17 protein-coding genes and 2 tRNA genes are annotated in these 18,821 nt (G+C 46.5%); 1 reads left to right on the forward strand and 18 read right to left on the reverse strand.

Going from position 1 to position 18,821, the window contains the following annotated elements; genetic code table 11:
- Positions 1–8: 8 nt before the first annotated feature.
- The 10 genes from nusA to rlmE all read right to left on the reverse strand — a co-directional run bounded on the left by nusA (position 9) and on the right by rlmE (position 8,444).
- Positions 9–1,508 carry a transcription termination factor NusA gene (nusA, locus tag CWI78_RS08410; protein WP_126782102.1) on the reverse strand — a complete coding sequence of 500 codons (1,500 nt, stop codon included), beginning with the start codon at positions 1,506–1,508 and terminating at the stop codon, positions 9–11.
- 26 nt (positions 1,509–1,534) lie between these two features.
- A complete protein-coding gene (rimP, locus tag CWI78_RS08415; protein ID WP_126782104.1) occupies positions 1,535–1,993 on the reverse strand; it encodes a ribosome maturation factor RimP in 459 nt (152 codons plus the stop codon).
- A 176-nt stretch (positions 1,994–2,169) separates the two neighbouring features.
- Positions 2,170–2,246 (reverse strand) — tRNA-Met (locus CWI78_RS08420).
- 75 nt (positions 2,247–2,321) lie between these two features.
- Positions 2,322–2,408 (reverse strand) — tRNA-Leu (locus CWI78_RS08425).
- 6 nt (positions 2,409–2,414) lie between these two features.
- Positions 2,415–2,756, reverse strand: coding sequence for a preprotein translocase subunit SecG (gene secG, locus CWI78_RS08430; RefSeq protein ID WP_126782106.1), 342 nt, complete (start codon positions 2,754–2,756; stop codon positions 2,415–2,417).
- A gap of 4 nt (positions 2,757–2,760) precedes the next feature.
- Entirely contained in the window at positions 2,761–3,519 is a 759-nt protein-coding gene (gene tpiA / locus CWI78_RS08435) for a triose-phosphate isomerase (protein WP_126782108.1), read from the reverse strand.
- 87 nt (positions 3,520–3,606) lie between these two features.
- The gene (gene glmM / locus CWI78_RS08440) at positions 3,607–4,947 is read right to left on the reverse strand and encodes a phosphoglucosamine mutase (protein ID WP_126782110.1); all 1,341 of its coding nucleotides are present in this window, start codon (positions 4,945–4,947) and stop codon (positions 3,607–3,609) included.
- Positions 4,944–5,759 (reverse strand): dihydropteroate synthase, encoded by an 816-nt coding sequence (gene folP, locus CWI78_RS08445; protein WP_126782112.1) that lies wholly within the window; start codon positions 5,757–5,759, stop codon positions 4,944–4,946. The genes glmM and folP overlap by 4 nt, the downstream gene beginning before the upstream one ends.
- 70 nt (positions 5,760–5,829) lie before the next feature.
- Complete coding sequence (gene ftsH / locus CWI78_RS08450) at positions 5,830–7,776, reverse strand: ATP-dependent zinc metalloprotease FtsH (RefSeq protein WP_126782114.1); 1,947 nt, start codon at positions 7,774–7,776, stop codon at positions 5,830–5,832.
- A 41-nt stretch (positions 7,777–7,817) separates the two neighbouring features.
- A complete protein-coding gene (gene rlmE / locus CWI78_RS08455; RefSeq protein ID WP_126782116.1) occupies positions 7,818–8,444 on the reverse strand; it encodes a 23S rRNA (uridine(2552)-2'-O)-methyltransferase RlmE in 627 nt (208 codons plus the stop codon).
- Between the two features lie 91 nt (positions 8,445–8,535).
- Here rlmE and yhbY point away from each other — a divergent pair, with 91 nt between their 5' ends.
- Entirely contained in the window at positions 8,536–8,832 is a 297-nt protein-coding gene (yhbY, locus tag CWI78_RS08460; RefSeq protein ID WP_126782117.1) for a ribosome assembly RNA-binding protein YhbY, read from the forward strand.
- Here yhbY and CWI78_RS08465 read toward each other — a convergent pair whose 3' ends face one another.
- The 8 genes from CWI78_RS08465 to dnaJ form a co-directional block, all read right to left on the reverse strand.
- A complete protein-coding gene (locus CWI78_RS08465; RefSeq protein ID WP_126782119.1) occupies positions 8,833–9,357 on the reverse strand; it encodes a hypothetical protein in 525 nt (174 codons plus the stop codon).
- Positions 9,358–9,511: 154 nt separating this feature from the next.
- Positions 9,512–9,988, reverse strand: a complete 477-nt coding sequence (gene greA / locus CWI78_RS08470) for a transcription elongation factor GreA (RefSeq protein ID WP_126782121.1) — start codon at positions 9,986–9,988, stop codon at positions 9,512–9,514.
- Positions 9,985–13,209, reverse strand: a complete 3,225-nt coding sequence (carB, locus tag CWI78_RS08475; RefSeq protein WP_126782123.1) for a carbamoyl-phosphate synthase large subunit — start codon at positions 13,207–13,209, stop codon at positions 9,985–9,987. Before carB ends, greA begins: the two co-directional genes overlap by 4 nt.
- Before the next feature lie 58 nt (positions 13,210–13,267).
- Positions 13,268–14,413, reverse strand: a complete 1,146-nt coding sequence (gene carA, locus CWI78_RS08480; RefSeq protein ID WP_126782125.1) for a glutamine-hydrolyzing carbamoyl-phosphate synthase small subunit — start codon at positions 14,411–14,413, stop codon at positions 13,268–13,270.
- A gap of 159 nt (positions 14,414–14,572) precedes the next feature.
- Entirely contained in the window at positions 14,573–15,379 is an 807-nt protein-coding gene (gene dapB, locus CWI78_RS08485; RefSeq protein WP_126782127.1) for a 4-hydroxy-tetrahydrodipicolinate reductase, read from the reverse strand.
- Positions 15,379–16,611, reverse strand: coding sequence for a dicarboxylate/amino acid:cation symporter (locus CWI78_RS08490; protein WP_126782129.1), 1,233 nt, complete (start codon positions 16,609–16,611; stop codon positions 15,379–15,381). Before CWI78_RS08490 ends, dapB begins: the two co-directional genes overlap by 1 nt.
- Positions 16,612–16,751: 140 nt before the next feature.
- Positions 16,752–17,585, reverse strand: coding sequence for a M48 family metallopeptidase (locus tag CWI78_RS08495; protein ID WP_126782131.1), 834 nt, complete (start codon positions 17,583–17,585; stop codon positions 16,752–16,754).
- A gap of 50 nt (positions 17,586–17,635) precedes the next feature.
- A complete protein-coding gene (gene dnaJ, locus CWI78_RS08500; protein ID WP_126782133.1) occupies positions 17,636–18,787 on the reverse strand; it encodes a molecular chaperone DnaJ in 1,152 nt (383 codons plus the stop codon).
- Positions 18,788–18,821 lie beyond the last annotated feature (34 nt).

Consider the following 18,821-nt stretch of genomic DNA (forward strand, 5'->3'; position numbering starts at 1 on the left):
TGATCGTTCTACTGTTCTTCATTGAACCAGCAAATATTGCGGGCTTTCATAATCAAATCGCCAGCCTGCTGTTCATTTAATTCTTCAATATCGGCTAAGTCGTCAACGCCCTGTTCCGCTAACCCTTCCAGACTGGTAACACCTTTACTAGCTAACACATAGGCTAAGTGGCGATCCATTCCTTCCAGGTTCAACAGTGTGTCGTCTGGTTCTGCCGATTCCAGAGATTCTTCCGTAGCCAAAGCCTTTGTCGTTAAATAGGCGCGTGCTCGACCACGTAATTCTTCTACGATATCTTCGTCCATTCCTTCAATATCAAGGAATTCTGCAACAGGCACATAGGCCACTTCTTCCAGCGATGAAAAGCCTTCATCAACCAGAACACTTGCAAAGTCTTCATCGATATCTAAAGTCGATACGAACAAGTTCAATAAGCGCTGCGTTTCAGCTTCGTTTTTCTCGTTGAACTCATCTTCTGTCATGACATTCAGTGTCCAGCCTGTCAGCTGACTGGCCAGTCGAACATTCTGTCCACCTTTACCAATAGCTTGCGCCAGATTGTCTGCAGCAACGGCAATATCCATCGTATGTGCATCTTCATCAACCACGATAGAGGCGACTTCTGCAGGCGCCATGGCGTTAATCACAAATTGTGCTGCATTATCATCCCAAAGGACGATATCAACTCGCTCGCCACCAAGTTCACCAGAAACTGCCTGAACTCGAGCGCCGCGCATACCGACACAGGCACCGACTGGATCAATGCGCTTATCATTACTCTTCACAGCAATTTTAGCACGTGAACCCGGATCGCGGGCAGCGCCACGCAATTCAATCATTTCTTCGCCTATTTCAGGCACTTCGATACGAAACAGTTCCAACAAGAAGTTAGGATTTGTTCTGCTAACGAAAAGTTGCGCACCACGAGCTTCTGGGCGCACATCGTAGAGCAAACCTCTGAGTCTGTCGCCAGGGCGAACCGATTCACGCGGTAACATTTCGTCTCGATAGATAATCGCTTCTGCGTTGTTACCTAAGTCAAGAATGACGTGTTCACGATTCGCGCGCTTCACAATACCGCTAACCATTTCACCTACCTGATCACGGTACTCATCAACCACTTGAGCTCGTTCCGCTTCACGTACCTTCTGTACGATAACCTGCTTCGCAGTTTGTGTGGTAATGCGGTCGAATTGAATCGAATCAATTTGTTCTTCTACGTAGTCCCCGGCTTGTACCGATGGATCTTCGTACTGCGCTGCTGACAAGCTGATTTCGCGGTAAGGATGTTCTAATCCAGTATCCGTATCCTCAACAACTAACCAACGACGGAAAGTATCAAATTCGCCTGTATTGCGATCAATATCAATACGGACTTCAATATCGCCGTCGTATTTCTTTTTGGTCGCATGAGCCAATGCCGACTCTAACGCTTCAAATATTTTTTCGCGTGGTACTGCTTTTTCGTTTGAAACCGCTTCTGCGACTAACAGTATTTCTTTACTCATGAGTGCTGCCTCGCCAACGCAATCTTTTAATCAAATGCCGGAACCAGGTGAGCGTTTTTCACATCACGCATATTCACCTGAAGAGTATCGTTATCTACGGAAAGGGTCAGTTCTTCACCCTCCACCGCAATCAATTCTGCCTTGAATTTTCTTTTATTCTTCTGCGCCGCTACTAACTCAAAAGCAACGGTTTCATTTACATAAGGCTGCATTTGTTCGGCATTAAAAAACGGTCTTTCCATTCCTGGCGATGAAACCTCCAGGTTGTATTCAACGTTAATAGGGTCTTCAACATCCAGCAGCGAGCTGACCTGATAACTGACGTCCGCACAATTATCCACACTGATACCTTCCGGATGATCGATATATACCCGTAATGTTGAAAACTTACCGGCGCGAATAAATTCTACGCCCCACAATTCAAAATCCAGCGCTTCTACCGCTGGTCGAATCATATCGGTTAACCGTTCTTGCAAATTTGCCAATTACTGCCTCCTGAAACAAAAAAAGGGCGCAAGCGCCCAGTGTTCTGGCTATCCTAGGATAGCTAAGGCCGCATAGCAAAAAGCCCCGAGCTGCTGCGGGGCTTTCTGAACACTGGACCCTTTGTCAGTTATTTTAGCAAAAGCGTCGTTCTAATGCGAAGCGCTGCTACTAAAATTGGTTGCGGGGGCAGGATTTGAACCTACGACCTTCGGGTTATGAGCCCGACGAGCTACCAGACTGCTCCACCCCGCGTCCGAAACTTGTTGCACATTATACGTATTTTTCGTTTATTTTCAACCTCTGACGCAACAATCAGAGAGCTAATTTTGGTGCAGAAGGCGGGACTTGAACCCGCACGCCCGTAAGAGCACTACCCCCTCAAGGTAGCGTGTCTACCAATTCCACCACTTCTGCAAATTTTTAGTCTATTGGCGGTACGTCAGACTCTGGTTCTGACTTGTCATCCGCTGGCGGTAACTGTTGCTCTTCTTCTGGTACTGAAAGATCAGAAAAGTCCGTAGAGCTTTCATCAGTTGACGTCGACAAGTTACCCAATACCAAACTCAAGATAAAGAAGACTACCGCTAACCCGGCGGTTGCGCGAGTCAGGAAGTTGCCTGAGCCTGATGAACCAAACACAGTATTCGATGCGCCGGAACCAAAAGATGCGCCCATGTCCGCGCCTTTACCTTGTTGAAGCATAATAAAGCCAATCAAGACCAAAGCGACAACGAGAAATGCGATCATCAAAATTTCGTACATAATTTTACCCTTGAGCAGCTTGGCAAATGGCAACAAAGTCTGATTCTTTCAGACTTGCGCCACCTATCAGGCCGCCATCAATGTCTTTTTGCGCAAATAATTCGGCAGCGTTGTCAGCTTTAACTGAGCCGCCGTACAATAACGGCATTTTCTCACCAATCGCGCCAAATTGCTCTACCAGTAACGCTCTTAATTTAGCATGAACGTCCTGTGCTTGTTCCGGTGATGCCGTTTCTCCGGTACCAATTGCCCATACTGGCTCATAGGCCAAAACAACCTTCCCGGCTTTCTCTTTAGGGAGATTAATCAAAGCTGCTTTCGCTTGCTTTGCTACCACTTCCCACGTATTACCCTCATCACGTTGTGCTTTATTCTCACCAACGCAAATTACCGCTGTCATACCCGCATTAACCGCCGCTAATGCTTTTTCATTCACCATGTCGTCTGTTTCTGAAAACAGTTGCCGACGTTCTGAATGTCCTACTAACACGTAGCTAACGCCAAACTCTTGTAATTGAGCAGTTGAGACTTCGCCCGTAAAGGCGCCACTGGGGTGTTCAGATACCGTCTGTGCACCAATGGCAATGTCATCATAATAACACTGGCTTGCAAGCTCACCGATAAGGGTAAACGGAGGACAAACAACTAACTTAACTTGCTGAAGCTGGCTAAGTTGTTCTCGCAAAGCCGCCGACATTGTTTTCGTTAGCTCGCGATTTCCGTTCATTTTCCAATTTGCAATCACTAGTGATGCATTAGGCATAGTTTGTCCTCTACTTCAGAGCGCGGGAATAGTAGCGAAACACTCACCAACTTACAAGCGAGATTTTCATTGCTACCCGCTAACTGTTTAATTTGTAGCCGCTTCAACTTCATTCGCGATTTGTTGAGCGAAGGCTTTGACCTTGGCTTCGTTTTCCCCTTCAACCATCACCCGGATCAAAGGTTCTGTGCCTGACTTGCGCAATAAAACCCGACCGCTGCCTGCCAAGGCTTTCTCAACTTCCCGAACCACACTTTTTACATTGGCTGACTCAAGGGGCTGCTTGTCACTATCAAAACGAACATTGACCAAGACTTGTGGCAGTTTATGAAAGTCACAACTTAGCTTTTCCAATGACTTTTGCTCTTGGTACATCGCTGCCAGGACTTGCAAGCCAGCCACAATACCATCGCCTGTTGTATGATGTTGACGATTGATAACATGCCCTGAATTTTCTCCACCAAGGTACCAGTCACGTTTAACCAGCTCTTCGATAACATAGCGGTCGCCTACTTTTGCCCGGACAAAAGGAATTCGCCGCTTATCCAGCTCTTTTTCCAGTGCAAAGTTAGTCATCAACGTACCAACGACACCTCCTTGCAGCTGCCCCTGATTCTGTGCGGTAACGGCAAGCATATAAAGAATTTCATCGCCATCAATTGGCCGACCGTTTTCGGTCACCATCATGATCCGATCGCCATCACCATCCAGTGCTATACCTAAATCTGCATTAGTTTCCAGAACTTTACTCTGTAAAGCCGCCAGGTGGGTCGCACCACATTCTTTATTAATATTAAGTCCATTCGGCTGCGTGCCAATTTCAGTGACTTCTGCGCCCAGTTCACGAAACACGTTAGGTGCGATGTGATAAGTTGCACCATGAGCACAGTCAACTACAATGTGCAGTCCTTCCAAAGTCATCTCATTAGGAAAAACACTTTTACAAAACTCAATGTAACGACCTGCGGCGTCGTTAATACGCTTTGCGCGACCTAATTCTTCCGAGATAACACAATCCATTGGTTCATCCAGCAAGCGCTCAATTTCTAACTCAACGGCATCCGGAAGTTTGTGACCATTATCCGCAAAGAATTTAATCCCATTATCGTAATAAGGGTTGTGCGATGCACTAATAACGATGCCTGCAGCGGCTCGGAACGTACGTGTCAGGTAAGCAATTCCCGGGGTTGGCATAGGGCCTAAGAAATCAACGCCAACGCCTGCTGCTGCAAGTCCGGCTTCCAGTGCAGACTCCAGCATATAGCCTGAAACACGGGTGTCTTTACCGACCAGAACACGACTGGTACCTTTAGCAGCCAGTACACGGCCAGCAGCCCAACCAAGCTTAACGGCAAATTCCGGGGTAATCGGAAATTCTCCAACCCGGCCACGAACGCCATCCGTGCCGAAATATTTACGCTCACTCAAAGGTGTTCTCCTTCTAAAGTTGCTGCAACCACTTTCATTGCATCAACTGTCTCCTTAACATCATGAACGCGAATTATACGTGCTCCTTTCATGGCTGCAATGGTTGCAGCCGCTAAACTGCCGGCTAATCGCTCATTAACATCCCGCCCGGTGACATGCCCAATCATGCTTTTCCGCGACATTCCGACTAAAAGCGGAAGTTGAAGTTCATGAAAAGCCTGAAGACGTTGCAATAATTGATAGTTGTGTCTTGCCGACTTGCCGAAGCCAAACCCCGGGTCGAGCCAAATTCTTTCTCGCTGAATTCCAGCACTTTCACATGCCTGAATGCGCTCTTGCAAAAAGGTTTTAACATCGCAAATTACGTCATCGTAATGTGGGTTCAGCTGCATACTTCGTGGCTCACCCTGCATATGCATTAAACAGACTTTAGCGTTTGTGCCCGATAGTGCTTCCAAAGCCCCATCTTCTCTCAACGCATTAACGTCATTGATTAAATTTGCACCGGCCTTTATTGATTCACTCATTACTACGGGTTTTGTCGTATCCACTGAAATAGAAACATCAAAACGCTGGCGTACCGCTTTTACCAAAGGAATAACCCTATCCAGCTCTTCTTGTACGGCTACCGCATGAGAACCCGGCCGAGTTGATTCACCACCAATATCCACCATATCAGCGCCGTCATCGATTAACTGCGCAACGTGATCAATCGCGTCATCTAAGCGGTTGTATTCACCTCCGTCAGAGAACGAGTCCGGTGTGACATTAACAATTCCCATCACTTGCAAAGGCTTCTCATTTTTTGGCATAGCTCGGCTCCGCTAATTACTGTTTCTTACAAAAAAGCCACCTCTCGGTGGCTTTTAAAAAGAGTCAACTTTAAGAAGTCGCATCCCCGGGCTTGTCGACATCAATAGGTCGTTCCGGACGTTTCTCGGTATTTTCTGATTTAGCAGCACCGCCATCCGAATCGTTACCATCACGGTCCCTGTCATCCCAGTCTTTTGGTTGACGAACATCTCGACGATTCATCAAGTCATCAATCTGATCGGCATCAATCGTTTCATATCGAACCAGCGCATCTTTCATTGAGTGAAGAATATCGACATTTTCTTCCAACAATTTTTTCGCACGGTGATAATTACGGTCAATAAATGATTTAACTTCTTCATCAATAGCACGTGCCGTGTCATCAGACATGTGCTTGTGCTGAGTTACTGAACGCCCGAGAAAAACTTCATTCTCATCTTCTGCGTACAGTAATGGGCCCATTTTTTCAGATAAGCCCCACTGAGTCACCATTTTACGGGCTATTTCTGTGGCACGCTCAATGTCGTTAGAAGCACCTGTGGTCACTTTTTCATCACCATAAATAATGGCTTCCGCCAATCGACCACCAAACAGACTTGAAATCATGCTTTCAAGGTGTTGTTTACTGTGACTTACACGATCTTGTTCCGGCAGATACATGGTCACACCCAAAGCCCTGCCTCGCGGAATGATCGAGACTTTATAAACGGGATCATGTTCTGGAACTAAACGTCCAACAATAGCGTGCCCCGCCTCATGATAAGCAGTCATCGCTTTTTCATCGTCAGTCATGACCATTGATCGGCGTTCGGCACCCATCATAATTTTGTCTTTGGCTTTATCAAATTCTTCCATTGAGACGACACGCTTGTCACCACGTGCAGCAAATAATGCAGCCTCGTTAACCAGATTGGCCAAATCTGCGCCAGAAAAACCGGGTGTACCGCGCGCAATCAGTGACGGCTTAACATCATCACCTAATGGTACTTTACGCATGTGTACTTTAAGAATTTGCTCACGACCACGAACATCCGGCAAACCAACAATAACCTGACGGTCAAAACGGCCTGGACGCAGTAATGCTGGGTCTAGTACGTCTGGGCGGTTAGTTGCGGCAATAACGATAATGCCCTCGTTACCTTCAAAACCGTCCATTTCAACCAACATTTGGTTCAATGTCTGTTCGCGTTCATCGTGCCCGCCACCAAGGCCGGCACCACGTTGACGGCCAACAGCGTCAAGCTCATCGATAAAGATGATACAAGGAGCCGATTTTTTTGCTTGTTCAAACATGTCACGAACACGAGAAGCACCGACACCAACAAACATCTCAACGAAGTCTGAACCCGAAATACTAAAGAAAGGCACTTTTGCTTCGCCAGAAATGGCTTTAGCCAGCAAGGTTTTACCTGTGCCCGGCGGTCCAACCATGAGAACGCCTTTAGGGATTTTCCCACCCAAACGCTGGAACTTAGAAGGATCTTTTAGGTAATCAACTAATTCTGAAACTTCTTCTTTAGCCTCATCACAACCGGCAACATCTTTAAATGTTGTTTTCGATTGCTCTTCATTCATCAATTTCGCTTTACTTTTACCAAACGACATGGCGCCACGGCCACCTCCGCCTTGCATTTGACGCATGAAAAATATCCATACACCAATAAGTAATAGCATTGGGAACCAAGAGATAAAGATAGACGCTAAAATACTCTGCTCTTCGGGCGGAGTACCCTGTGTTTCTACGTCGTTTGCCAACAAGTCATCCAGAATTTTTGGATCATACTGAGTGGGCACAACGGTTTTATAAGATTGACCATTGCGAGTCATACCTGAAATAGTGCGTCCATCATCACCAAATTCAGCACGGCGAATATTGCCATTATTAACCTGAGATACAAATTCATTGTATGTCATAGTTGCAGACGGCGTTCCGCTCGGACTGAAGCTCTGAAAAACGCTCATCAGTACGACGGCTATTACAAGCCACAAGATGAGATTCTTTGCCATATCGCTCAAAGCCTATTACCTCTATTAAAAATCAACTACCCAACAGGGTACTACAGTTTATAGTCTGTCGCTACCAAGTAGACCTCTCTGGAACGTGCCCGGGAGGACTCCGGCTTTCTCGTTTTTACATCTTTAAATGCCGCACGTACATCTTTTAGGAAAGGTTCAAAACCTTGACCTTGAAACACTTTGACGACAAAACTTCCGCCTGGTTTCAAAACCTGGTGGCACATATCCAGCGCCAGCTCTACTAAATACATAGAACGCGCCTGATCGACCGTGCTATTGCCGCTCATATTCGGTGCCATATCAGATAGCACCACATCAACATTTTTCCCGCCAATACGTTCCAGTAAAGCGCTTAATACCGATTCTTCTCGAAAGTCGCCTTGAAGGAAATCGACCCCGGCGATTGGGTCCATCGCTAAAATATCACAAGCAATGATCTGACCGTCACCATTAAAATAGTCAGCAGCGTACTGCGACCAGCCGCCAGGGGCGGCCCCTAAATCAACGACGGTTTGACCTTTTTTGATCAGTTTGTCCCGCTTTTGTATCTCTTCCAACTTAAACACAGCTCGGGAACGCAGCCCTTTCTTCTGTGCTTTTTGGACAAACTGATCGTCAAAATGTTCTTTCAGCCAGCGCTGACTGCTCACACTGCGTTTTTTTCCCATGATTTAACGAAGTTTCCTTAATTGTCTGGCCTGAATACCTGATCTGGCGTTACAATGTTAAAAAATCAAGCTCTAAAACGGATATTATCGAATGTCATTAAGTAATAAGCAAAAACAGCATTTAAAAGGTTTAGCGCATCCGCTTAAACCCGTCGTACTACTTGGGTCTAACGGCCTGACTGAAGGTGTTCTTGCAGAAATTGAACAAGCACTTGATCACCACGAACTGATTAAAATAAAAGTTCCTGAGGAAGACCGCGAGCTCAGAAAGCAAATGATGGCGACCATTGTACATGAAACGCGGGCGTCTGAAGTGCAAATTATCGGTAAAACCCAAGTAATATACCGCCCCGCAGAAGAACCTAAAATCCGCCTTCCACGCGGCTAGCTATTCTTTGGTCGCAGGCTTAATAGATAGCGCCTTAGCTACTAGTTCTAATGCCTGCGACTTCTCTATCCACTTATCTGTAGTGGAGAAATACACATCTAACATTAAGGCCAGACATTGCTCGTCATTTTCAAGACCATACGGCTTTAATAACGGTTCAGTTTTTTTATGTGCCTTTAAAAACTCGATCCGTCGTTTACGTTCTTCCTCGGCAACGCTGTACTTAATGTAGTCAGTTTGGTTATAAGCATACTGGGGGTCATGTAAAGTGTATCCCGGAGCGAAAAACCAATTAAGAGACACTCGTTCTTGTAACAGTTTCCGGATAATTTCAGCAAAAGGTAACTTTTGACTGCGCTTCCAGTTGGCATAATCGTTTGGATTTCGACCTAGCCATAAAGAAACGTCTTTGTATGTTCCCTTTTGCGAAATAAGCTTTAAGCGATCAAAACACTCCGCTACGGTTAACTCGTCAAGAGGTGTATGTTGAGTCGTTTGAGATGGTAATGACTGTTCCTTGTCCATTGCAGATCTTCTTTTGTAGATTTAATGTTAAAAAAACAAAATAAGCTGCGAACTATACAATATCCGGTACAAAAAACAAACGACGTTCTTATGAAAAGAAAAAAGGCTGGTAAACTTTCGTTTCCAGCCTTTTCAATAAATAACATTTGATATATTACTTATATTCTACGGCAACCACTTCATACTCAACTTCCCCATTTGGGGTTGTTACTGTGGCAATATCATCAATTTCTTTACCAATTAATGCACGAGCGATGGGAGAGTTTACCGAGATCAAGTTCGATTTGATATCCGCTTCATCATCACCCACTATCTTGTAAGTCACTTCTTCATCAGTTTTCGTGTTGTATACCGTTACGGTAGAACCAAAAATAACTTTTCCATTGTTTGGTACTTTAGTGACATCGATAATTTGAGCGTTCGAAAGTTTGGATTCAATTTCCTGAATCCGCCCTTCGCAAAAACCTTGCTGCTCACGTGCGGCATGGTATTCCGCATTCTCTTTTAAGTCGCCGTGCTCTCTAGCATCAGCAATAGCTTCAACAATGCGCGGACGCTCAACCGTTTTTAAACGCTTAAGTTCATCACGTAATAATTGCGCGCCATGTTCCGTCATTGGAATCTGGTTCATATTAACGATACCCTTTTATGTAATTCCTGTACCGAACTCACTCGAGCTCGATCATCCGCTGTATTTGCTTTAACGGTAGCAAAAGCAGCATTTAATGTTGTGGTGTAAATGACTTTATTCAATAGTGCCTCGCGGCGAATATAGACCGAGTCTTCAATTGCCTGACGGCCTTCCACCGTATTAATAATATAGCAATATTCACCGTTTTTAATAGCGTCAACGATATTCGGACGGCCTTCCTGCAGTTTATTCACGACACTGCAGTCAATTCCTTCCTCCGCAAGCATTTTTGCGGTGCCCCGTGTCGCTTCTAAACTAAAGCCTAAAGCCAGTAAACCGCGGGCTAAATCCATCAGACGCTGCTTATCACTGTCTTTTACCGAAATCAGTGCCTTACCTTTTTTAGCCAGCGCTTCTCCGGCTCCCAGGTTCGCTTTAGCATAAGCTTCTTCAAAGCTTTCACCCACGCCCATCACTTCGCCGGTTGAACGCATTTCAGGTCCGCGAATAGGATCCACGCCCTGGAATTTAGCAAAAGGAATAACCACTTCTTTAACTGAGTAATACGGTGGAATAATTTCTTTTACATAGCCCTGCTCTTGCAGTGACTGGCCAACCATTACTCGTGCTGCCACTTTAGCCAACGGCACACCCGTTGCTTTAGAAACAAAAGGTACGGTTCGAGCAGCTCTTGGGTTTACCTCAATAAGATAAATCTCATCGTCTTTAACCGCAAACTGAGCATTCATCAAACCATTCACATTCAGTTCAAAAGCCAGTTTCCGCATTTGCTCGCGCAACTGAGCCTGAATGATGTCACTCAAAGAGTATGGTGGTAATGAGCATGCTGAGTCTCCTGAATGTACGCCAGCTTCTTCAATGTGTTGCATAATACCGCCAATCAAAACATCGGTACCATCGCAGATGGCATCAACATCGACTTCAACGGCGTTATCAAGGAAACGATCCAGTAGTACCGGCGCGTCATTTGACACTTTGACCGCATCGGTTAAATAACGTTGCAGGTCGGCTTCGTCATAAACGATTTCCATCGCACGGCCACCCAACACATAAGATGGGCGCACGACTAAAGGATAGCCGATACGTTTTGCTTCAGTTAATGCTTCGTTAAAGCCTGTGACTGTTGAGTTCTCGGGCTGCTTCAACCCTAAACGACGCACTGCAGTCTGAAATCTTGAGCGATCTTCGGCTCTGTCAATAGCGTCAGGCGATGTGCCGATAATCGGGACTCCATTGGCTTCTAATTCACGAGCCAGCTTCAACGGAGTCTGACCACCGTATTGAACAATAACACCCTTAGGCTTTTCAATACGCACAATTTCCAGAACATCCTCAAGCGTAATAGACTCAAAATAGAGACGATCTGAGGTGTCATAATCCGTGGAAACCGTTTCCGGATTACAGTTAACCATAATGGTTTCGTAACCGTCTTCACGTAACGCAAGCGAAGCGTGTACACAACAATAATCGAATTCAATACCCTGTCCAATGCGGTTAGGGCCGCCACCGATGACCATGATTTTATCATTATCAGATGGTGCAGCTTCGCACTCTTCATCATAACTTGAGTACATGTACGCAGTACCGGATGCAAACTCGGCCGCGCAAGTATCTACGCGTTTGTAGACCGGATGAATCTTATACTTGTGACGCTTCTTACGGACCTCGGCTTCGCTCACATGCAAAACGTCAGCAATACGCGAGTCCGCAAAACCTCGACGTTTTAATACTGTCATCACGTCAGCGGTTAACCCAGCCAGGCCAAGTTCATCAACCTCTTTCTCTAGATTGACAAGCTCTTCAATTTGAATCAGGTACCATTCATCAATGCGTGTTAATTCAAACACCTCACGCACCGTCATTCCTAACCGGAACGCGTCAGCAATGTACCAAATGCGCTCCGCTCCCGGCTCTTTGAGCTCACGGATAACTTTTGATCGGGCGTCTTTGGCTTCCAGGTCAACAAGAGGGTCAAAGCCCGAGGCCCCGAGTTCTAAGCCTCGCAGCGCCTTTTGCATCGATTCCTGGAAGTTACGGCCAATAGCCATCACCTCACCTACCGACTTCATTTGTGTAGTCAACCGGTCATTACAGTTAGCAAATTTTTCAAAGTTAAAGCGCGGTATTTTTGTGACAACGTAATCTAATGCTGGCTCGAAAGATGCCGGTGTTTTACCACCTGTTATCTCATTTTCGAGTTCATCAAGTGTGTACCCAACCGCTAGTTTCGCTGCAACCTTAGCAATTGGGAAGCCTGTAGCTTTTGATGCCAAAGCGGATGAACGCGAAACCCGTGGGTTCATCTCGATAATGACCATACGACCCGTGTCAGGGTTCACGCCAAATTGTACGTTCGAACCACCAGTTTCAACACCAATTTCACGCAACACCGCCATGGCAGCGTCGCGCATTAACTGGAATTCTTTATCGGTTAAAGTTTGAGCCGGAGCGACGGTAATCGAGTCTCCGGTATGAATACCCATCGGATCAAAGTTTTCGATGGTACAGACAATAATGCAGTTATCGCTTTTGTCTCGCACCACTTCCATCTCGTATTCTTTCCACCCAAGCAGTGATTCGTCAATTAACAGTTCATTGGTTGGAGAAAGATCTAAGCCACGACGGCAAATTTCTTCAAACTCTTCGCGGTTATAAGCAATACCACCGCCACTGCCGCCCATAGTGAACGACGGTCGGATAATACACGGAAAGCCCAGTCGACTTTGGATATCAAAGGCTTCATCAAGACTGTGCGCCATTTCTGCGTTTGGCGTATCCAGACCGATAGCTTTCATCGCTTTATCAAAGCGATCGCGGTTTTCTGCTTTATCAATAGCGTCCGCATTTGCGCCAATCATCTCGACCTTGTAACGCTCAAGAACACCATGGCGGTCTAGATCCAGCGCACAGTTCAGAGCGGTTTGTCCGCCCATGGTCGGTAAAACAGCATCAGGCCGTTCGCGCTCAATAATTTTTTCTACCACTTCCCAGTGAATTGGCTCAATGTAAGTCGCATCAGCCATTTCCGGATCAGTCATAATGGTAGCAGGGTTAGAGTTAACCAAAATGACTCGGTAACCTTCCTCACGCAGCGCTTTACACGCTTGAGCCCCGGAATAATCAAACTCACACGCTTGGCCGATAACAATAGGGCCTGCACCCAGAATCAGAATGCTTTTAATGTCGGTACGTTTTGGCATAAAGTCGCTCTATCTGTCCTTTCGCTACGGATGACGGTATCGAATATAATTCGACAAACTAGGCCTTGGCCTGCATCAATTCAATAAAATGGTCAAACAGTTCACTGGCATCGTGTGGTCCTGGGCTAGCTTCCGGGTGTCCCTGAAAACTAAAGGCCGGCTTATCTTTACGGCGAATACCCTGTAGCGTTCCATCAAACAAAGATACATGAGTCACTTCCAGGTTATCCGGCAGCTGTTTCTCATCTACGGCAAAGCCATGATTCTGACTGGTAATCATCACCCGTTTCGTTTTTAAATCTTGCACAGGGTGGTTAGCACCGTGATGACCAAATTTCATTTTCATTGATTGTGCGCCACTGGCAATAGCCAATAACTGATGCCCAAGACAAATGCCAAAAATTGGAATGTCTTTGTCCAATAAAGTTTTTATTGCGGTAATAGCATAATCACAAGGTTCCGGGTCGCCAGGGCCATTCGATAAGAAAATACCATCAGGATTTAACGCCAGAACATCTTCAGCAGATGTCTGAGCTGGCACCACTGTTATTTTACAGTTTCGATCAGCCAGCAAGCGTAAAATGTTGTGCTTACACCCATAATCGTATGCAACCACATGGTACTGACTCTGTTCTGGTTTGGTGTGCCCTTCGCCTAGTTGCCAACTACCGCCGGACCACTCGTAAGGGTTTTCACAACACACTTCTTTGGCGAGGTCCATGCCCTTTAATCCGGGAAACTTCTGCGCCAATTCCTGCGCTTTGTTTTCGTCCAGTTCACCGACCATGATGCAGCCATTTTGCGCTCCGTTTTCTCGTAGAATACGAGTTAAACGACGCGTATCAATGTCCGCAATACCCACCACATTGTGGCGCTGTAAATAGCCGCTCAGTGTTTCCTCACTACGGAAATTGCTGGCTTTCATTGCCAAATCTCTGATGATGAGACCTTTCGCCCACACCTGATCAGATTCCTGATCTTCTGAGTTAGTGCCGGTATTGCCAATATGGGGATAAGTGAGAGTAACGATTTGTTCAGTATAAGATGGGTCGGTAAGAATTTCCTGGTAGCCTGTCATGGCCGTGTTGAAGACCACTTCGCCGACTGCGGAGCCTTCGGCTCCGATAGCGGTCCCGCGAAACACGGTCCCATCAGCAAGCACCAGAATCGCTCGTTTAGCGGATTGACTCGCTAGAATACTCAAGGGCAACCTCCGTACATAAAAAAACGGGTGAATCAATAATTTGACTTCCCCGTTTAGCGTCCTGAACCGCGCATTTTTGCCAAATCACGCCAGCCTTCGGACTGATTCAGGCAAATTGCGCTTATTCTACGATTTTTTACGAAAATCGTCCAGCGGTATTTATCGCTTAAGCATGCGTTGCAGTATGTTCTGCAAATCTAACGTATCCTGCAGGCTATATAAACCAGGCGCTTGTTCCTGAAGCCACTTACCAGCGCGTAACGCACCATCGGCAAAAATTTTACGGTCACTTACACGATGACCAATTTCAATTCGTTCACCAGCAACCGCAAGAGTGACTTGATGTTCACCGACGATATCGGCAGCGCGCATTACCGAGAAGCCAATGCCATCATCGCTACGCGGCCCCTCACCGCGAATACCGTCGTTTACCTGCTCCCAACGCTGGTTTCGCCCCTTTGCTGCAGCTTCCCCTAAACTGATTGCCGTTCCAGAAGGACCGTCTTTTTTATGCCGATGGTGCGCCTCAAAAATTTCAATATCCGCATCGGGCAACGCCGCACTGCTTAATCCGACCAACTGCTCCAGTAGCGCGATGCCAATACTGGTGTTACTTGCATATAATACCGGTACGGTCTCAGCAGCCTGAGCCAATCGCTCCTTCTGCTTGTCGTTTAACCCCGTAGTACATACAACAATGGGCAGTTGATACTGTTCGGCGAGTTTCAAGTTTTCAGTGAGTGCCTCAGGTAAGGAAAAATCGATTAAAACATCGACTTCATCGGGTTGCAGTTCCTCTGCGCTAATAAAGTGAACGGGTTCATTCTCTGTTGCACTCTGCCCGTAGCTTGAGCTGTTTTTTCGGACTATCGCCGCCGCCAGTTTGGCGTCGCTGTCATTGGTTAAAGCCTGAATGACAGCTTTTCCCATTCTACCAGATGCTCCGAACACGCCCACATTAATCATTAGTTTGACTCCGTCGCTAAATGAGTTTGATTGTCCAACAGGTTTTCGCTTCGCGCAACGACTCTGGAAACCATCATATCACCAGTCACATTCGTCAGAGTTCTGGCCATATCAATGATCCTGTCAATAGCGGCAATAAAGGCAATGCCTTCCAATGGTAACCCGATAACATTCAACGTAACGGTTAACATCACCAAAGCCGTACCCGGTACTCCGGCGGTTCCAACAGAAGCCAGCGTTGCTGTCAGCATGATCAAGCCGTAATCCATCCACTCTAACGGTATTCCGTAAAGCTGTGCAATGAAAATAGATGCAACGGCTGGGTAAATACCACCACAGCCATCCATATTGATGGTTGCGCCCAGCGGCAACACGAAACTTGCGTAGTCCTTAGATACGCCGAGACGCTCAGTCACAGCACGGTGAGCCGCCGGCAAGGAGCCAAATGAACTGCAAGTGGTGAAAGCAACAATCTGCGCATCAAATACTGCTTTAAAAAACTGCCAGGGGTTCATGCCACCGGCAGTACGGATTAAACCACCGTAAACCACCACAATATGAATAAGACAAGCTAAGTAGATAACGCCGACAAATTTCGCCAGGGGTAACAACGTACTGAAACCGTACTCACCAATAACCCATGACATTAACCCAAGTACGCCGAGCGGGGTTAACTGCAATACCATACGGGTAATTTCATACATCACCTCGGCACCTGATTTAATGGTCTTACGTAAAGGTTCGCCTTTGTCTTTTAAACGTTGAATAGCAATACCAACCAACGCCGCAAAAACAACAATTTGCAGCACATTGCCCTCAGTTAAAGCAGCAAAAGGATTACTTGGTACAAAGTTGAGAAATACCTGTGCGACACTCGGAATTTGCTTTTCGGTTTGTTCCGTAGCGGTTAGAGTCGTTACAGGACTCATATCAATTAAGCTGGCCAGAGTTAATCCAATAGCGCTGGCGATAACAGCGGTAAACATAAATAAGCCAATCGTTTTTGCACCCAGCCGGCCCAGCTTTTTACCATCATTAAGGTCGGTAATCGCGCTGACAATGGCGCAAAAAATAAGCGGTGCAACCAGCATTTTAATGGCTTTTATAAATAAGTCGCCAAGTGGTTTTAGCGCCACACCGAATTCCGGCGCTAAGCCACCAATCAACATGCCCAGGACAAAAGCCCCTAAAACGCGCTGCCAAAATGGAATAGCAAACCAAGCTTTAAACATAATTCCCCAACGACCTTTACCAAAAGGTCGTTAGGGTAAAGCGATAAACTAAGGGGTAAAAAGAATAAATTGAACTAGGTTATAACTTTTTAAAAGGCAAAAGCAGAGGGGGCTCTCGTGCGACTCCCCCGGCAGCTTTCTTAGTCGGAACTCCCTATGGAAGCAGGACGCTCGCAGGCTGGTCTTTTTCCTGCAGCACGTGCAGCTTCATAGCGATCTTTTAAAGAGGAAATTTGTGCTTCCAAAGCCTTAATTCGTGTTTCCGGATTCGGGTGAGTTGACAATAACTCAGGTGGAGCTGCGCCTTCGGAAGCCGCTTGCATGTTACGCCATAACTCAGGAGCCTGATCCAATTTAAAACCAGCATCCGCCATATATTCCATACCGAGCTCGTCTGATTCTGACTCATGAGTACGCGAATAAGGTAGCAAAATACCCACCTGAGCGCCAACACCTAAGGCAGCCATTAACAGACCCGCTTCGTTGCTATCTAACTGGGTACTGGCGAGGATGCCCCCAAGTTGCAAACCAAGCCCTACCATCATGTTACTGGAGATACGCTCGTTACTATGCTCCGCAATCACGTGACCTATTTCATGTCCAATAACCGCAGCCAGCTGGTGCTGGTTTTCGGCAACCTCGATTAAGCCATCGTACACACCGATATACCCTCCCGGCAAAGCGAAGGCATTCACTGTGGGTTCCGCAAAAACAGTCACTTGCCAATCCATTTGGCTGTATTCAGCGGGTAAGTTTTCAATTAACGCGTCGCTGATGCAACGAACATACGCGTTGACTTCAGCATCTTGGTTAACCTTTTCCTCTTTACGCATTTCCTCGTAAGAGGCAGCCCCCATTTTATTCAGCTCACTACTTGAATAAAGCTGCAACTGTGAACGTCCAGTTGGAGACTTTGCACAACTGGCAACAACGAGCAACATGCAGACGCTTAAAGTGACTGTTTTCCAATTCATGGACTGCCTCCGGTTTTTTTATCCGTAACACTTATATAGTGATAGACAATCTAGCTGCGTAAGTCATCAAAAAATTGCTTCACCCCATCAAAAAAACCTTTCTCTTTAGGACGAAACTTTGCCGCCTCATCCCCGGTACCCATTGAGTCTTCAAGCTCTTCCAACATATCACGCTGTTTAGACGACAAGTTAACCGGTGTTTCAATCACAACTTTGCAAATTAAATCGCCGACTGCACCTGTACGTACTGATTTAACACCCTTACCACGCAATCTGAAGTGTTTACCGGTTTGTGTCTCTTTAGGCACTTTCAGTTTTACTTTACCTTCTAGCGTCGGTACCTCGATATCACCGCCGAGTGCAGCCTTGGTGAAGCTAACAGGCACTTCGCAGAACAGATTATTACCATCACGAGCAAAAATCGGATGTTCACGCACATGAACCTGGACGTATAAATCACCAGCCGGAGCGCCATTTTCGCCAGCTTCACCTTCGTTAGCTAAACGAATGCGATCACCCGTATCAACACCCGATGGTATCTTAACCGATAAGGTTTTGGTTTCTTCTTTGCGTCCCTGACCATGACAAGTGCGGCATGGGTCACTAATAATTGTCCCTTTACCACGGCATTGCGGACAAGTTTGCTGGACGGCAAAAAAGCCTTGACGCATTTGAATTTGCCCGGCCCCATGACAATGCCCACAGGTCTGCGGTTTACTGCCTTTTCTGGCGCCGCTGCCACCACAGTCACCACATTCAACCAAGGTTGGAATCTCCAGTTCAACGGTTTTACCGCGAACCGCTTCTTCCAGAGACATATCCAGGTTGTAGCGCAAGTCTGCTCCGCGTTGAGCACGAGATTGCTGACGTCTGCCGCCACCAAAAATATCACCAAATACGTCGCCAAAGATATCAGCAAAATCAGCACCGCCGCCGAATCCGCCGGCACCATGGCCTCCGCCGCCCTGACGTGCCTGTTCGAAGGCCTCGTGCCCATATTGATCATACATCTGGCGTTTTTGAGGATCGGAAAGAACTTCGTACGCCTGTTTAATTTCCTTAAACTTTATTTCCATTTCTTTATCACCCTTAGTTCTGTCCGGGTGATACTTCATCGCCATACGTTTGTAGGCTTTTTTAATGTCACGTTCGTTAGCGTCTTTCGATACGCCCAGAACCTGGTAAAAATCTTGCGTCGCCATAATTCTTCGTCTTCTATCTGTGCTGTTGTGTCAG

Source organism: Idiomarina ramblicola, from assembly GCF_003987255.1.
Taxonomy (GTDB): Bacteria; Pseudomonadota; Gammaproteobacteria; order Enterobacterales; family Alteromonadaceae; genus Idiomarina; species Idiomarina ramblicola.

Excerpts from the sequence above, each read along its gene's own strand:
- tpiA (WP_126782108.1), bottom strand. The coding sequence starts at position 3,519 with ATGCCTAATGCATCACTAGTGATTGCAAATTGGAAAATGAACGGAAAT.
- carB (WP_126782123.1), bottom strand. The coding sequence starts at position 13,209 with ATGCCAAAACGTACCGACATTAAAAGCATTCTGATTCTGGGTGCAGGC.
- CWI78_RS08490 (WP_126782129.1), bottom strand. The coding sequence starts at position 16,611 with ATGTTTAAAGCTTGGTTTGCTATTCCATTTTGGCAGCGCGTTTTAGGG.
- secG (WP_126782106.1), bottom strand. The coding sequence starts at position 2,756 with ATGTACGAAATTTTGATGATCGCATTTCTCGTTGTCGCTTTGGTCTTG.
- greA (WP_126782121.1), bottom strand. The coding sequence starts at position 9,988 with ATGAACCAGATTCCAATGACGGAACATGGCGCGCAATTATTACGTGAT.
- dnaJ (WP_126782133.1), bottom strand. The coding sequence starts at position 18,787 with ATGGCGACGCAAGATTTTTACCAGGTTCTGGGCGTATCGAAAGACGCT.
- CWI78_RS08465 (WP_126782119.1), bottom strand. The coding sequence starts at position 9,357 with ATGGACAAGGAACAGTCATTACCATCTCAAACGACTCAACATACACCT.
- nusA (WP_126782102.1), bottom strand. The coding sequence starts at position 1,508 with ATGAGTAAAGAAATACTGTTAGTCGCAGAAGCGGTTTCAAACGAAAAA.
- rlmE (WP_126782116.1), bottom strand. The coding sequence starts at position 8,444 with ATGGGAAAAAAACGCAGTGTGAGCAGTCAGCGCTGGCTGAAAGAACAT.
- yhbY (WP_126782117.1), top strand. The coding sequence starts at position 8,536 with ATGTCATTAAGTAATAAGCAAAAACAGCATTTAAAAGGTTTAGCGCAT.
- CWI78_RS08495 (WP_126782131.1), bottom strand. The coding sequence starts at position 17,585 with ATGAATTGGAAAACAGTCACTTTAAGCGTCTGCATGTTGCTCGTTGTT.
- folP (WP_126782112.1), bottom strand. The coding sequence starts at position 5,759 with ATGCCAAAAAATGAGAAGCCTTTGCAAGTGATGGGAATTGTTAATGTC.
- dapB (WP_126782127.1), bottom strand. The coding sequence starts at position 15,379 with ATGATTAATGTGGGCGTGTTCGGAGCATCTGGTAGAATGGGAAAAGCT.